At 61.3% G+C, this 14,684-nt stretch carries 17 protein-coding genes and 1 pseudogene; 6 read left to right on the plus strand and 12 right to left on the minus strand.

Features of this window, described 5'->3' with window-relative positions; all coding sequences use genetic code 11:
• Window positions 1-101: 101 nt before the first annotated feature.
• The 4 genes from nadA to PDO_RS08145 all read left to right on the plus strand — a co-directional run bounded on the left by nadA (window position 102) and on the right by PDO_RS08145 (window position 4,568).
• A complete protein-coding gene (gene nadA / locus PDO_RS08130; RefSeq protein ID WP_007600242.1) occupies window positions 102-1,181 on the plus strand; it encodes a quinolinate synthase NadA in 1,080 nt (359 codons plus the stop codon).
• 31 nt (window positions 1,182-1,212) lie between these two features.
• The gene (locus PDO_RS08135) at window positions 1,213-2,805 is read left to right on the plus strand and encodes an L-aspartate oxidase (protein WP_007600243.1); all 1,593 of its coding nucleotides are present in this window, start codon (window positions 1,213-1,215) and stop codon (window positions 2,803-2,805) included.
• A gap of 20 nt (window positions 2,806-2,825) precedes the next feature.
• Window positions 2,826-3,731, plus strand: coding sequence for a carboxylating nicotinate-nucleotide diphosphorylase (gene nadC, locus PDO_RS08140; RefSeq protein ID WP_007600244.1), 906 nt, complete (start codon window positions 2,826-2,828; stop codon window positions 3,729-3,731).
• Window positions 3,732-3,974: 243 nt separating this feature from the next.
• Entirely contained in the window at window positions 3,975-4,568 is a 594-nt protein-coding gene (locus PDO_RS08145; protein WP_007600245.1) for an EF-hand domain-containing protein, read from the plus strand.
• Window positions 4,569-4,787: 219 nt separating this feature from the next.
• Here the strand turns inward: PDO_RS08145 and PDO_RS08150 are convergent, their stop codons facing one another.
• The 8 genes from PDO_RS08150 to PDO_RS08185 all read right to left on the minus strand — a co-directional run bounded on the left by PDO_RS08150 (window position 4,788) and on the right by PDO_RS08185 (window position 9,888).
• The gene (locus PDO_RS08150) at window positions 4,788-5,768 is read right to left on the minus strand and encodes an NUDIX hydrolase (RefSeq protein WP_007600247.1); all 981 of its coding nucleotides are present in this window, start codon (window positions 5,766-5,768) and stop codon (window positions 4,788-4,790) included.
• Window positions 5,765-6,301, minus strand: coding sequence for a tyrosine phosphatase family protein (locus PDO_RS08155; protein WP_007600249.1), 537 nt, complete (start codon window positions 6,299-6,301; stop codon window positions 5,765-5,767). The genes PDO_RS08150 and PDO_RS08155 overlap by 4 nt, the downstream gene beginning before the upstream one ends.
• Window positions 6,298-6,927 (minus strand): HD domain-containing protein, encoded by a 630-nt coding sequence (locus PDO_RS08160; RefSeq protein ID WP_007600251.1) that lies wholly within the window; start codon window positions 6,925-6,927, stop codon window positions 6,298-6,300. The genes PDO_RS08155 and PDO_RS08160 overlap by 4 nt, the downstream gene beginning before the upstream one ends.
• 2 nt (window positions 6,928-6,929) lie before the next feature.
• Window positions 6,930-7,772, minus strand: a complete 843-nt coding sequence (gene ygfZ / locus PDO_RS08165) for a CAF17-like 4Fe-4S cluster assembly/insertion protein YgfZ (protein WP_007600252.1) — start codon at window positions 7,770-7,772, stop codon at window positions 6,930-6,932.
• Between the two features lie 101 nt (window positions 7,773-7,873).
• The gene (locus tag PDO_RS08170) at window positions 7,874-8,632 is read right to left on the minus strand and encodes a dihydrolipoyllysine-residue succinyltransferase component of 2-oxoglutarate dehydrogenase complex (protein ID WP_007600254.1); all 759 of its coding nucleotides are present in this window, start codon (window positions 8,630-8,632) and stop codon (window positions 7,874-7,876) included.
• Window positions 8,633-8,653: 21 nt separating this feature from the next.
• Window positions 8,654-8,911 carry a hypothetical protein gene (locus PDO_RS08175; protein WP_007600255.1) on the minus strand — a complete coding sequence of 86 codons (258 nt, stop codon included), beginning with the start codon at window positions 8,909-8,911 and terminating at the stop codon, window positions 8,654-8,656.
• 98 nt (window positions 8,912-9,009) lie between these two features.
• Window positions 9,010-9,462, minus strand: a complete 453-nt coding sequence (locus PDO_RS08180) for a TIGR02301 family protein (RefSeq protein WP_007600256.1) — start codon at window positions 9,460-9,462, stop codon at window positions 9,010-9,012.
• 3 nt (window positions 9,463-9,465) lie between these two features.
• A complete protein-coding gene (locus tag PDO_RS08185) occupies window positions 9,466-9,888 on the minus strand; it encodes an NUDIX hydrolase (protein ID WP_007600257.1) in 423 nt (140 codons plus the stop codon).
• 145 nt (window positions 9,889-10,033) lie between these two features.
• Here PDO_RS08185 and PDO_RS08190 point away from each other — a divergent pair, with 145 nt between their 5' ends.
• Window positions 10,034-10,798 carry an SOS response-associated peptidase gene (locus PDO_RS08190; RefSeq protein WP_037072980.1) on the plus strand — a complete coding sequence of 255 codons (765 nt, stop codon included), beginning with the start codon at window positions 10,034-10,036 and terminating at the stop codon, window positions 10,796-10,798.
• A gap of 19 nt (window positions 10,799-10,817) precedes the next feature.
• On the opposite strand, the gene PDO_RS28560 is transcribed toward PDO_RS08190, so the two are convergent.
• From PDO_RS28560 to PDO_RS08200, 3 genes are all read right to left on the minus strand, one after another.
• Window positions 10,818-10,955, minus strand: coding sequence for a hypothetical protein (locus tag PDO_RS28560; protein WP_007600259.1), 138 nt, complete (start codon window positions 10,953-10,955; stop codon window positions 10,818-10,820).
• 192 nt (window positions 10,956-11,147) lie between these two features.
• Window positions 11,148-12,029, minus strand: coding sequence for a CDP-alcohol phosphatidyltransferase family protein (locus PDO_RS08195; protein WP_007600260.1), 882 nt, complete (start codon window positions 12,027-12,029; stop codon window positions 11,148-11,150).
• An 11-nt stretch (window positions 12,030-12,040) separates the two neighbouring features.
• Window positions 12,041-12,802 carry a phosphatidylserine decarboxylase gene (locus PDO_RS08200; RefSeq protein WP_280113364.1) on the minus strand — a complete coding sequence of 254 codons (762 nt, stop codon included), beginning with the start codon at window positions 12,800-12,802 and terminating at the stop codon, window positions 12,041-12,043.
• Between the two features lie 185 nt (window positions 12,803-12,987).
• On the opposite strand from PDO_RS08200, the gene PDO_RS08205 reads away from it, so the two are divergent.
• A complete protein-coding gene (locus tag PDO_RS08205; protein WP_052023416.1) occupies window positions 12,988-14,274 on the plus strand; it encodes a GGDEF domain-containing protein in 1,287 nt (428 codons plus the stop codon).
• 30 nt (window positions 14,275-14,304) lie between these two features.
• Here the strand turns inward: PDO_RS08205 and PDO_RS08210 are convergent.
• A pseudogene (locus tag PDO_RS08210) lies at window positions 14,305-14,684 on the minus strand (ATP-binding cassette domain-containing protein); the annotation flags it as partial.

A 14,684-nucleotide genomic window follows, 5' to 3' on the forward strand; every position in this document is an offset into this window, starting at 1 on the left:
TCCGATGCGAAACTTCCTAAATCGAGGTCACCGGCAGCAGCCGGTTTTCTTTGGATTTTATTATGCTCATAGTGAGCATAATAGTGGGAGGAGAGGCCGCCATGGAAGACGTTAGAGCCCTGAGGGCCGATCCGGCCAAGGCATTGTCGCGTAGCGCAGCCGAGCGTTTCGGCGTGCTGGATCGTCCGGACCTGAGCTACTCCCCGGCCGTCGCCAAGGAAACCGCGCATCTCTATGACAAGGTGAAGGATTTCATTCCGGCGATCGAATGGCCGGTGTTTGCGCCCTATATCCATGCGATCAATCGCATCAAGAAGGAGCGCGGCGCGGTCATCCTCGCTCACAATTACCAGACGCCGGAGATCTTCCACTGCGTCGCCGACATCAAGGGCGATTCGCTGCAACTCGCCCGCGATGCGGTGAGTGTCGATGCCGAGATCATCGTCCAGTGCGGCGTGCATTTCATGGCCGAGACCTCGAAACTGCTCAATCCGCAAAAGACCGTTCTCATCCCCGATGGCCGCGCCGGCTGTTCCCTGTCGGAATCGATTACCGGCGCCGATGTGCGGCTACTGCGCGAGCGTTATCCCGGCGTGCCTGTCGTCACCTATGTCAACACCTCCGCCGAGGTGAAGGCCGAGACCGATATCTGCTGTACATCGGCGAATGCCGTCGACGTGGTCAACAGCTTCGACAGCGACACGGTCCTGTGCATCCCGGACGAATATCTGGCGATGAACGTCGCCAACCAGACGACCAAGAAGATCCTGACCTGGAAAGGCCATTGCGAGGTGCACGAGCGCTTCACGGCCGACGAACTGCTCGAATACAAGAAGGCCGATCCTCGCATCGAGATCGTCGCGCACCCGGAATGCCATCCGAGCGTGCTTGCGGTCTCCGACTATGCCGGCTCGACCAAGGGCATGATCGACTACGTCAAGACGAATAGGCCGGCTCGCGTGCTGCTCGTCACCGAATGCTCGATGGCCTCGAACATCCAGGTCGAACTGCCCGACGTCGATTTCGTCAAGCCGTGCAACCTCTGTCCGCATATGAAGCGGATCACCCTGCCGAAGATCCTCGACAGCCTGCTCTATATGACGGAGGAGGTGACCGTGGATCCGGCGATTGCCGACCGCGCGCGCCTGGCAGTCGAGCGGATGGTGAATTTGAAGAATTAGGAATGCCCGGCCGGTGCTGGGGGAGGCAGACATGGCAATCAATCTTGAATCGATGCGGCCGCAGTCCTGGCAGGGCATTGACGACATCGTCATCGTCGGCGGTGGGCTGGCAGGGCTGTTCTGCGCCCTGAAGCTGAGCCCGCGTCCGGTCACGATCCTGGCGGCAGCACCGATCGGGCAGGGCGCGTCCTCTGCCTGGGCGCAGGGCGGCATTGCCGCTGCGATGAGCCCAGGCGACAGTTTCGACAAGCACCTGGCCGACACGGTTGCCGCCGGTGCCGGGATCGTCGAGGAAAAGATCGCCCGGCTTATGATCTCTGAAGGCCCGGACCGCATTCACGATCTTCTCGCCTATGGCGTGCCGTTCGATCGCGATCTGGAGGGGCATTTGCTCTTGTCGCGCGAGGCTGCCCATTCCGAACGCCGCATCGTCCGCGTCGCCGGCGACCGCGCCGGTGGGGCGATCATGGAGGCGCTGATCGCGGCGGTGCGCCGCACGCCGTCGATCCGTGTCATGGAAGGATACGTCGTCGAGGAACTGATCGCCGAGGGGCGCTTCGTTTCCGGTGTGATCGCCCGCCCCGATGCCGGCCAGTCGAAGAGCCGCGTTGCCTTTCCCGCCCGCGCCGTCGTGCTGTGCTCCGGTGGCGTCGGCCATCTTTACAAGGTGACCACCAACCCGCCGGAAGCGCGCGGCACCGGCGTCGGCATGGCCGCCAAGGCGGGTGCCACGCTGGCCGATGCAGAATTCGTCCAGTTCCATCCGACGGCCATCGATATCGGCCACGATCCGGCACCGCTGGCAACCGAAGCCTTGCGCGGCGACGGCGCGGTCCTGGTCAACAAGGCCGGCCATCGCTTCATGACTGACCTGCATCCCGACGCCGAACTGGCGCCGCGCGACATCGTCGCGCGTGGCGTTTTCGCCGAGGTTTCGGCCGGGCGTGGCGCCTTCCTCGATTGCACAAAGGCGGTCGGCAGTCATTTTTCCACGCAATTCCCGACCGTCTATGCCTCCTGCATCGCTGCTGGCATCGATCCCGTCATGCAGCCGATCCCGGTCGTGCCGGCAGTGCACTATCATATGGGCGGTGTGGCGGTGGACGCCGATGGCCGCACGTCGCTCGATGGCCTGTGGGCCGCCGGCGAAGTGACCTCCACCGGCGTGCACGGTGCCAATCGCCTGGCCTCCAATTCGCTGCTCGAAGCGGTGGTCTTTGCCGGCCGCATCGCCGATCATATCAAGGGCCTGCTGCCGGAGGCGACGCTGTACGAATGGCCGAAGACGGCGGGTGAAAATGATGACCTGGTGACCATCGAAGACAGTCGGCAGTTGAAGACGCTGCGTCAGTTGATGAGCGCCCATGCGGGCGTCATTCGCGACGCGGAAGGGCTGAAGAAACTGATCCGCGAGATTGCCCGCCTGGAGCGGGAAAACAGCCGTGTCCGCTTCAGCAATATGGCGGCCGTCGCCAAGCTGATCGCGGTCGGCGCCCTGCAGCGCACCGAAAGCCGCGGCGCCCATATGCGGTCTGATTTCCCCCAAATCAGCGACACCCAGCGCCACCGCACCTATATGACCCTCAAGGATGCCGATCGCATCGTTGCCGAGATCATCGGCTGAGACAGGAAAAGGACAGCATTATGACCGGCAGCTTTCGTCCCGAACTCTCGCCCCTGATGGTTGACGATCTCGTCCGTGCGGCCCTTCTGGAAGATCTCGGTCGCGCTGGCGATATCACCACCTATGCGACGATCGGCCCGGAAAAGAAGGCGCTTGCCGCGATGAACAGCCGGGAGCATGGCGTGGTCGCCGGCCTGCCGCTGGCGCGCGCCGCGTTTCGCCTGCTGGATCCGGAGCTGCGTTTCGAGGCGCTTGTCGCCGATGGTGACCGCGTGGTGCCCGGCCAGCCGCTGGCGCGGGTCGAAGGCCCGGCGCGTGCCGTGTTGTCTGCGGAGCGGGTCGCGCTGAACTTCCTCATGCATCTCTCCGGCGTTGCCAGCTATACCGCCCGTTTCGCCGATGAGATCGCCCATACCAGCGCCCGCGTGACCTGCACACGAAAGACCCTGCCGGGCCTGCGGTCGGTGGAGAAATATGCAGTACGGCTCGGCGGCGGCTCGAACCATCGTTACGGTCTGGATGATGCAATCCTGATCAAGGACAATCACATCGCCGTTTCCGGCGGCGTCGCATCCGCGATCTGCGCCGCCCGTGCCTATGCCGGCCACCTAGTCAAGGTCGAGGTGGAGGTCGATGGGCTGGAGCAGATGCGCGAAGCGCTTGCGGCCCGGCCCGATGCAATTCTGCTCGACAATATGGCTCCGGACATGCTGCGCGAGGCGGTGGAAATCAACCGCAAGCGTCACGGCCTGTCGGTCGAAGCCTATGGCGAAATCTCCGCCCGGATCGCGCTGGAAGCTTCGGGCAATGTCAATCTCCAGACCATCAAAGCCATCGCGGAGACGGGCGTCGATTACATCTCGACTTCGAAGATAACCATGGCTGCCCCGACGCTGGACGTCGGTCTGGATATCGAACTCGAATAATTTTGGTACCTAAGAGGACTATATTTTTTGAGGCATCCTGCCGTCAGGTCCCAAACTGTTATTGCTTAATTAATATTTATCAATGTCTTGGCTGAATATTAGCAGTGTGATGCGCTACTTATCAGGGGTGATTATTGGTTTTTGACGCCTCAGATCGAATCTCCTAGCCCGAAATCGTTCTCAGATTTTGTTTTTGCGTGCTGCGGATACAAACATCGAAGCCTTTTTCATAAGGAGGTTTGTATGACGAGTATTACATCTATGTCGGGCAGCGGAACCGCGGGCTCTACTATCTCTATTTCCAGCCTCGATACAAATGGCGACGGTGTCGTCAGCGCCGAGGAACTCGAAGCGGCCAAGCCTTCCCGAACTCAGGATCCGACCGTCGAGAGCGAAAATGCGGCGACAGGCATGGCCTCCCAACTGACCAGCAGCCTGATCACCATGCTGCTCGAGAGCAGTGCCGGCCAAGCGGCGGGCAATCACCAGCAGGGCGAGCATGCACGCGACCTCTTTGCCACCATTGACGCAGATGCCGATGGCACGGTGACGCAGAACGAATTCGTTACCGGACGGCCGGCTGACATGAGTGAGCAAGAGGCAATCAGCCTGTTTTCCGCAGCCGACACTGAGGGAGTGGGTTCTCTGACCGAGGACCAGTTCCTCGAGGCTTTTGAGGTCAGTGGACCGCCAATCGCTGGGTCTCCGGTAGCAGACGCGGAATCCGGCGATGATGGTTCGACGATCAGCCTCCTCGACGTTCTCGACGAGATGCAGAAGGTGATCGACGCCTACCGTGAAAATGCCGGTGAGATAAAGGAAGTCGAACAGGCCTGATAGCCAATGTCGGATTGTGGCGGCAGTCCGACATTCAGGCCGTCTTCGTCTCGGCGTCTTCGGATTGCCGAGGCAGGTTGACGGACGGAGCGAAGCCGTGATCCGTCACCTGCGGGAACGGAATGGACATTCTGTTCCCGCCGAAGAATGCTGATCTCGGCGTTGGGGTCAAAAATGCCATTTTTCAGGATGTTAAGTCGAGAAAGGCTCGGTTTGAGGTCAAGCTCCGGCGCGGCCGCCGAGTTTGAGGCCGGGCGCCGGTCTCTCTTCGAGAATCTGACGCCGGAAGCGGAAGAGTGCTGCGGGGCGCCCACCCGTCGCCGATTGTGTCGAGCCGGTCGGTTCGACCAGTTCGGCACCCTCGACCAATCGACGAAAATTCTGTTTGTGCAAATGCCGGCCCGAGATCGCCTCGACGGTGGCCTGCAGGTCAGTCAGGGTGAATTCCGGCGGCATCAGTTCGAAGACCACCGGCCGGTATTTGATCTTACCGCGCAGCCGCGCCAGCGCCGTGGCCGCAATCCGCCGATGGTCGTGACGCATCGGAATGCCGAGCGCACCGGCAATCCGTCGCTGCGCCACGCGGCCGTCGAGTATGGCTTCATCCAGCACTCCCGCCTCGTAGAGCAGTTCGTAGCGCTCCAGAACCCGTTCCTCATCGAAGGGAAAATCATCGAGCCCGAAGGCAAGTTTCAGACGGGGCCGCCGTGCGATCAACGGTCCACCTGTAGTGGCCGTCATCGGTTCTTCCGCCCAGCGCTGAAGAGCAGGCAGGATGACCTGATCCAGAACCAAAGGGCGACCCTGGCGCCAGTCCTCCCAGGGCAGGTAGCTATACCAGTCGCGCCACTTGGCTCCGGACGCCTCAAGTCGTGCGGCACGCTCCGTCTCCATGCGGGTCAAGGCCAGATAGCCGACAGAGACCACATGCGGTCCACGGTCGCCCGGCATCTTGTGCCGTCCGCGGTCGCCGAATGTGTAGAGCTGTTCGATGTAACCGAGGTCGAGCGCGGTCTGAGCCTCGACCGTGTGGCGCAGCGACATTTCCATGGTCCGGTGTCGGGTCGGATCAAAAGGCCCAAACGGCAGGCCTTCCAGCACATTTTGGTGTCCGCCGACGACCAGCAGACGTGGGCTGCGCCCTGCCATCGCGACGATTGCGGCATTGAGCCCGATCTCAATCTCGGCCGCAGCGCTCATCGGCTGATGGTTTCGCGCATGGGCAAAGTCAGGACAAAAGGCGTATTGCCGTCCGCTTCGGCACCGCGCCCGATCGCCTTGACGGCCGCGATCAATCTGCCGCCCCGGCCGAGCATCTGGTCGCCGATCTCGATCAGTAGCATGTTCGGCGTGGCAAAGGGCGAGGCCGCGCGCAATCTGTTGGCCAGATCCTCGTCATCGTCCTCCGGGGCGACGGCAAGGCTTGCGATCAGGGCAGCGGCCGGCGAGCGCGATACGCCCATCCAGCAATGCACGATCAGCGGGGCCTCCCGATCCCAGGATCGGGCAAAGTCGATGATCTGACCGACATGCGCCGCCTGCGGCGCGATCAGGTCGCCGGTGCCGGCAACCGTGATGTCATTGACGCCGAGTTTCAGGTGCCTGTTGGCCTGGATCACGGCCGGTCGGTGGAAATCCTGATTGACGGCCAAAAGGCTGATCATTTCGCGCGCCTTGTGGCGAACGGCCATTTCCGCGATGCGCGACAGCGGCGAAACGACGATCAGGCTCATTTCGCCACCATGCCGACAGATGCGCGTTGCGCCTCCAGTGCCTCGAAGCGCTCCAGGAATTTTGCCTGGGCCTGGAAAGCGGGCAAGGGTTCGATCGCCAGCATGTCACGGGTAAAGCCGCGCGGCTGGCCGAAATACTTGCGCGCCTCGGCCTCGGAGAAGCCGGCAAGCACCGTCGCCTCGAAATAGGCGCAGACGATGTCGGCCTTCTTGATCTGATCCTTCAGCGCTGCCTTAGGATGCGCCGGAAGACCGAAACGCAGATGGATGGCGCCTTCGAGCCGCTTCTCGACAACCTTGTAGCCGCCGCCGACCACGGCCTTGAACGGCGAGATCATGTCACCGATGACATATTCCGGCGCGTCATGCAGCAGGGCGACCAGCAGATCGTCCAAGGTCGCCTTGGGGTTCGAGCGACGAAAGATATCCTCGACGATCAGGCTGTGCTGGGCGACTGAAAAAGCGTGATCGCCTGAAGTCTGGCCGTTCCAGCGGGCAACACGGGCAAGGCCATGGGCAATGTCGGAGATTTCCACGTCGAGCGGCGAAGGATCGAGGAGGTCGAGGCGGCGCCCCGAAAGCATCCGCTGCCAGGCACGTCCCGAAACGGTATCGGCAAGCGCCATGCTCAGCTCTCCTCCGCGCTGCTCGGAAATGTCAGCGCGGTCCATGCGGGCAGGGTGACGGTGATCGGTGTCTGCCCGGCAAGAATCGCCACGCCCCTGGCCATGGCCTCGCCGGCCTTGTCGATACGCAGGATCGCCAGTCCGCGTTGTCCGGCAACGGTGCCGAGCGTGCCGATCACCTTGCCATCGGCCGTCACGTCGCTGCCCGTTGGAGGCAGCGGGCCATCGGCCGTGACAATCACCGCGCGGCGGCGCGCCGTCGAGCGGTGATGCATGCGCGACACCACTTCTTGGCCGACATAGCAGCCCTTCTTGAACGAGACGCCGCCGGATTTGTCGAGCAGCACGTCATGCGGAAAGGCATCCTGCAGGACATAGTCGTTGCCTGATTCGATCACGCCGCTCAGAATGCGCAGGGCATCATAGGCACCGGCGGGGCCGGTTTCTCCGAGCCGGCCTGCGTTGCGGCGAACCTCGACACCTGCCAGGGCAAAGCGGTGGTCGGAAACGCCGGCTGCATCCACGGTATCAGCGCCCCAGGTCACGGTTGCGCCATTCTCGCCAAAAGCCTCGATCAAGACCGGTGCCCGCAGTTTGTACATTAACAGCCGACGGATCAGCGCTTCCTGCTGGTCGGCCCGCGTGTCGATCACCAGATCATCGGCGTCGCGCCAGATCAGGAAGTCGAAGAGGATCTTGCCTTGTGGCGTCAAGAGCGCTCCCGGCAAGGCGACGCCTGGCTGGAGCGCGCCAAGATCCGTGGTGATCAGGTTTTGAAGAAACGGCTCGGCATCCGGGCCGCTGATCCGGATAAAGGCGCGGTCGGGCAGGAAAGCTGAAGGCATGATTAAGTCACCGCGATGAGTTCGATGCCGCAAGAGTTAAGAGCTGCAACCCTAAACGACAAGCAGTCTCCGTCACAGCCCACAGTTTGACCAAGGGTCGATCAATCGCCTGCGGTGAAGAACTTCCAACGACCGTCCGGGGTGATGCCCGCCCGGAAGAAGTTGTAATTGCCGTATTCCTGCATCTCGGCGACATCGCCGGCGGTGACGATTCGCAGCAATTCGACGGTTTCGACCGGTGTCAGCTGGCCCAGTTGCTTGCCGACAAAATAGGGCCAGACATAGGCTTCGTCCGGCGTGCCCTTGTCGACATGCACGAAGCCGGTCGACAGGATGTCGAGCAGGATCGCCAGGATCTCCATGCCCTTGGGATCGCCCGACAGCGACTTCAATGTGTCGATTGGGTCCCTGTCGCTGCCTTCGAGCTGCACCTGGGTCTGGTCCGGACCCGGATTCATCTGCGGGCGCAGGCGGGATATATCGCCGGAAGTCGCAGCATCAATGATCAACTGGCGCATGCGGCGCACGGGTTCTGGCGCCTTCTCGATGTCGTAGATGATCTCTACCGGCGCTGAGTCGGGCTCAGGCGCGGCGGTATCCTGCTGGTCTGCCGGTTTGATTAGCGGATCGGGGTCTGGAATGGCGGGCGATGCATCTTCCGGCAGCAGTTCTTCCCCTTCTTCGTCGATCCCGGGCTCAGTCGGGTCCGGCGCAGCCTTGTCGGCGGCAGGCGGGGTGATGTCCTTGATGTCGGAGAGTGCGAATGCGGGAAGCACAGAGAAAATCGTCGCGCCAGTTGCCGCGAAAACGGTCAAGGCGCTCGTCAGGCATAGGAGCCGGACCCGCGAAGCGAACGTCATGATGCATCCCTGATTAAAGTGTCACTGAACCCGGCGTTCGGGCGAAAACTCGCCGGCGAGCAGCCGGTCCTTCAGTGCGTCGAGAATGGCTTCTGCGCCATGTTCCCCGTGAATGCGAATGGTTTCGCGCATGGCCAGCGCAAACGCGGCGTCCGCGATGATTTCCGGCTCGATACCGTCTGCCATGCCATCGGCCCAGGCTTCATTCTGGTATTCCAGCGCGGCCTGCATCTTTTCGTGAACGATCATTTCGTCGATCTCGTTGCGGCGCGGTTCCATGGGCATTCCTCGAAGCACAATCTTACTCAGTCATTAACAACACTATCAGCCTTTTGCCAAAACGACACGGGGCACAGACAAAAGAGGTGAATTAATCGTTAATTTCCATAGCGGGCGGTAATTTCTGTGGCGAGTGTTGCGCCTTCGTTACGGTAGTTCTCCTCTGCCCGAACCGCAGCGGCGGTGCAAGAGGTGTAAACCGAGGCGAAAGAACGGTAGCCTCTGTTATAGGCCGCCGTCAGCCGCGCCCGCCGTTTCGGCTCGTCTTTTGTCTCGACCTCAATCAATGCCTGCACCGCATCCCGCCATTCCGGCTCGCTCTGCATATTGCACAGATTGCGCAGATAATGCACCGCGCCGACGACTTCCGAAAGCCGGCCGAGCCTGCTGTCATAGGGGGTGGGCTTTTCCGGATCCGGCGCGTTTCGAATGATGTCCTCGATCGTATATTGTGCGAGCGCCGGGCCGGATGCCGCAGGGACAATCGCGGTTCCCAGGACCGCAGCCATGGCCGGCCAGGCGGCTTTGCGGATGATGTTGTTCAGCGCCATGGATCAGGCTTCCGACATGTCGCGAAGGGCGACCAGCCGCACCACGCAGTCGCGCACACTCGGCGGCACGGGGAGTTCGAAGATTTCGGCGGGCAGGAACCAGCCGGCCTCGACCGCGTCGCTTTCCGCCTTGGCGACACAGGTGTCGTCAGCCTCGACGCGAAAGACCGAGAGCAGATAGTGACTGCCGGCAACGCCCGGCTCCGGCAGCAGTTCCACTGTTTCGAACAGCTGCGGATTGCGCCCGATCACGCCGGTCTCTTCCTGCAGTTCGCGCAAGGCCGTTTCCGCCGGCGTCTCGCCGGGCTCGGCGCGGCCACCCGGAAAGGCGAATAGATTGGCTGCCGGCGGATTGCCCCGGCGCACGAGCAGGAAACGCCCGGACCGTTCGACAATCGCTGAGGAGGCAAGACGAGCTTGGCTCATGGACAGGCTTACTCCAGATGTCAGGCAGACGCGGTAGCGATGGAAAAAACGAAGCAGTGATGGCGCAAACTATCGCGGCTTTTGCCGGCGGCTGCAAGCTCTGCTGCGCCTTGACCGGTCCAATACAGGGTGCGATGACATGCCGATGTGTGGACGATACGCATTGATGGCGACAGCCGAAGAACTGATCGAACATTTCGGTCTGATGGAAGTCGAGGACTTTCCTGCGCGCTACAACATTGCCCCGACCCAGCCGATTCTGATTGTCGAGCCCGCTCCACCTGGAGAACGCGGCAGCAACGCGCCGGACCGAAAGGCGCTGCTGGTCCGCTGGGGCCTCATTCCTGGCTGGGTCAAGGATCCGGGCGAATTCACCCTTCTGCTCAATGCCCGCTCCGAGACCGCGATCGACAAGCCTTCTTTCAGGGCCGCCATGCGCCATCGCCGCGTGCTGATTCCTGCATCCGGCTTCTACGAATGGCATAGGCCATCGAAGGAAAGCGGCGAGAAATCGCAGGTCTACTGGATACGCCCGAAGCAGGGCGGCATCGTCGCCTTTGCCGGATTGATGGAAACCTATCTTTCCAAGGACGGTTCGGAAATCGACACCGGCTGCATACTGACGGTTGCCGCGAATCAGACGATCAGGCCGGTCCACGACCGGATGCCGGTGGTGATCGCGCGGCAGGATTTCCCCCGTTGGCTCGATTGCCTCAGTCAGGAGCCGCGTGAAGTAGCTGACCTGATGAAGCCGGCCGACGAAGATCTGTTCGAAGCGATTGCCGTCTCCGATCTGGTCAACAAGGTTGCCAATCTCGGCCCTGATCTGCAGACGCCGGTAACGCCCCGCTTTGAACTGCAAAAGCCCGCCTCGAAGAAGTCCGATGGCGGGCAGATGAGCCTGTTTTGATCAGGAAAACGGTGGCCGCTTAGGCGACCTTGGGGGCCGGCTTGCGCTTCAGCATCAGGGCTGCTGCGATCACGGCCTTGAGGCCGATCGGCTGGTAGTTCGAAACCAGATTCTGGTTCGCCGGCTTTTGCTGCTCGGCTTCGTTCTGGGCTGTCATTGTCATGTTCCTCTGAATGTTTCCTGACCGCAGTGTTTGTTTTTTCGCTCTCTCTGCGGAGATCATGACAAAAGCGTGACCGAAGCGCCGACACAAATCAAATTTAAACAAAAAGGATACAATCAGCGAGCTTTGCGCGGAAATACGCGCGACTTTACCTTCAATTTTCCCCGGAAATGCTGGAAACGGGGCTCAAACGCCCCGATCTATCTCGCTCAGACCTTTTTCGGCTGTTTCCTCGCCGATCGTCAGCGTGCCATAGCGGCGGTGCCAGCTGCGTGCGCCGAAGGGCAGCGAGCAGAGATAGAGAATCACTGTGACGACAAGAACTTCCCAGGTGAAGCTCATCAGAAGGGCGACATACAGCACGACGCCAAGGATCATCGGAAAGACCAGGTCGCGGCGGATATGCCCGAAGCCGGATTTGCCCGACCAGACCGGCAGGCGGCTGACCAGCAGATAGGCGATGATGATCGTATAGGCAGTGCTGGCATAGGCGAAGAGACCAACGGGTGCGACGCCAAGGAAGCCGAGATAGACCGGCAGAAGAACCAAAAGGGCGCCGCCGGGCGCCGGCACGCCGACAAAGAACTCCGATTGCCACGGCGCCTTGGTTTCCCGCTCGGACATGACGTTGAAACGCGCCAGCCGAAGGCCTGCCGCGATCGCATAGATCAGCGCTGCGATCCAGCCGAGCGAGCGGGCCTGGTCGAGCACGAAGACATAAAGCACCAGGGCAGGGGCTACGCCGAAATTGATGATGTCGGCCAGCGAATCCATCTGCGCGCCGAATTTCGACGTCGCCTTCATCATCCGGGCGATGCGCCCGTCGATGCCGTCGAGGAAGGCGGCTGCAAGCACCATCGCGACGGCCAGCTCGTAGCGGTTTTCAAACGCCAGCCGGATGCCGGTCAGTCCGGCGCAGATGGCCAGAACCGTGATCAGGTTCGGCACGATCAAGCGCAGGGGAATTTCCCGAAGTCTTGGGCCGCGGGCACCGTTGTCCGGCTGATGAGGCAAGCCCTGGACCGGGCTCGCTCCGTGGTTTTCAGGTGTCTGGTCTGACGGTTCCATCGGCGCGTCCCCTAGCTGCGGCGGCTGACGACCGGACCCTTGGTCGAACCGAATTCGGCAATCACGGTTTCACCGGCAATTGCTGTCTGGCCAAGCGAGACCCTGGGTTCGGCACCGGCGGGCAGGAAAACGTCGAGCCGCGATCCGAAACGAATGAGGCCGAAGCGCTCGCCGGCATCCAGCGGTTCGTTCGGGTTGGTCCAGCAGACGATACGGCGCGCGACGAGGCCGGCGATCTGCACGACGCCGATATTGCCGCGAACCGTCTCGATCACCAATCCATTGCGTTCGTTCTCGACGCTGGCCTTGTCCAGCTCGGCGTTCAGGAAACTGCCTTCCTTGTAGGCAATGTTCGTTACCCGTCCGCGCACGGGTGCGCGGTTCACATGGCAGTTGAACACATTCATGAAGATGGTGATCCGCAACAGCGGTTCGGAGCCCAGCTGAAGCTCTTCCGGCGGCACCGACATCTGGACCGACGAAACGCGACCATCCGCCGGGCTGATGACCAGATCATCATCCTGTGGCGTCACGCGTTCGGGATCACGGAAGAAGTAGGCGCACCAGAGTGTCAGCGCCATGCCGACCCAGAAGAGCGGGTTCCACAGCCAGCCAAGGACCAGCGAGCCGACGAAAAATGCCGCGACGAAGGGATACCCTTCCTTGTGAACGGGCACGATCGTCTTGCGGATGGTTTCGAGCAAATCCATGGAATCCTCAGTCTCTTGATAAAAGTTCGCTCGCTGAGTACCGCGAAAGCGGGGCGCGGGCAATGCTGACGGGCCAATCAGCCCATCAAAAGGCCGGCTGCGGCATTTGGCATCGGCCCATAATAAATCGGTGTGTTTATGAACTATAGCGACAATCTATCAATAATTGCTCCCTAAAAAAGGGGAGGCGAAGATATGAAATGCATGTGCGCCGTCGCCAGGCGCGTTGAATGACATGGAAGAAATTGTTGAGTTTAGCCAGAAGACCTGAGCTTTCGGACGCATCAACCGAGACCCTGAGTGGCCTTTACTGGTATGTCGCCGATGGCGAACCCGTACCGCCAGAGCTGGATGTCGCACCGATCATCATCCACGATATCCGGACCGTGGAGGCGCATGCGGTTCTGCTTCTGCCGGTCCGTCCCGATACCGCGGGACCTGGTCCTGAGCAAATCCGTGCGCTTCACGGGCAGGACATCTATATCATCGCCGTGTCACAGTTGCCGGTCAGCCTTGCCCTTCAACAGCAGCTTTATGCGGAAGGCGCTGACGACGTCCATGTGCTGGAAGGGCGCGTGGCCATGTTTGCCTGTCTCGCGCGCGCCAAGCGCCATTTTGAGCGATCGCATGGCGCCGAGACGAAGCGCCGCGATCTAAAGGCGCAATTGGACATCTTGCAGGACGCACTCGACCATCTGCCGACGCCGATCTACCTGAAAAACATCAACGGCCGGTATCAGGCCTGCAATACGGCCTTTGCCAACCTGTTGAGCCGCCCGCGCGAAGAGGTCATAGGCCACCGTCTGGAGGAACTCGCCCCGGCGGAAACGGCCGAAAAGCACGAAACGTCCGACGCCCGTCTTCGCGAGCTCGGTGGCTTGATGTGCTATGAGACCGATGTCTGCCTGCATGACGACGATCAACGCTATGTCATGTTGCACAAGGCGCTGGTCTCCGACGAGCACGGCAAGCCCTGCGGAATTGCCGGCGTCATGATCGATATCACCGAGCGCAAACGTCTTGAGGCACGGCTGATGAACGCTGCCGAGCGTGATCCGCTGACGGACGCCTTCAATCGCCGAAAGTTCTTTGAACTTGCCGACCAGGCAATCACCGATGCGATCCGGCAGGGCGAGCGGCTCTGCGTTGCGGCCATTGATGTCGATCATTTCAAATCGATCAATGACGAATTCGGTCATGCGGAAGGGGATATTACGCTCTGTTCGATCGTTGATATCCTGCGCGCGCACGAGACCGAAGGCATGATCGTGGCGCGTGCGGGTGGCGAGGAATTCTTCGCCTTCTTTTTCGGCGCCGCTGCCGCCCGGGCAGAAGAGATTCTGCAGGCGATGCGCACCGAGATCAGCCACTACTGCCAAGTCAAAACGGCGGCCGGGCTTGCGGGTACGATCAGTGTCGGCATGGCATGTTTTGATCCGGCGGCCGAAAACATCGACCGGGCCTTGCGCCGTGCCGATGCCGCACTTTATCACGCCAAGCACAACGGCCGAAACCGCCTGAGCCGCGCCAGATAGGGCGGTGTCAGGCGGGTTCGCTGGCTCTGCTCAGACAGCCGGCGGGCGGCGAACCACCACACCCAGTTCGTCGCTTTCGCGCACCTGGCGAAGATGCTCTTCGGCCTGGGTTGCTTCCCGCTGGCGGTTCCACATCGAGGCATAGAGACCGTTCTGCGTCAGCAGATCGCTGTGGCTGCCACGCTCGGCAATCTCGCCGCCCTTGAGCACGATGATTTCGTCGGCGCCGACCACCGTCGACAGCCGGTGCGCAATGACCAGGGTGGTTACGGTTTTTCGACACGATGTCGAGCGCCGACTGGATCTCATGTTCGGTGGTGGTGTCGAGCGCCGATGTCGCCTCGTCGAGGATCAGGATCGGCGGTGCCTTCAATACCGTTCGGGCAATCGCCACGCGCTGCTTTTCACCA

The organism is Rhizobium sp. PDO1-076, assembly GCF_000247475.1.
GTDB lineage: Bacteria > Pseudomonadota > Alphaproteobacteria > Rhizobiales > Rhizobiaceae > Allorhizobium.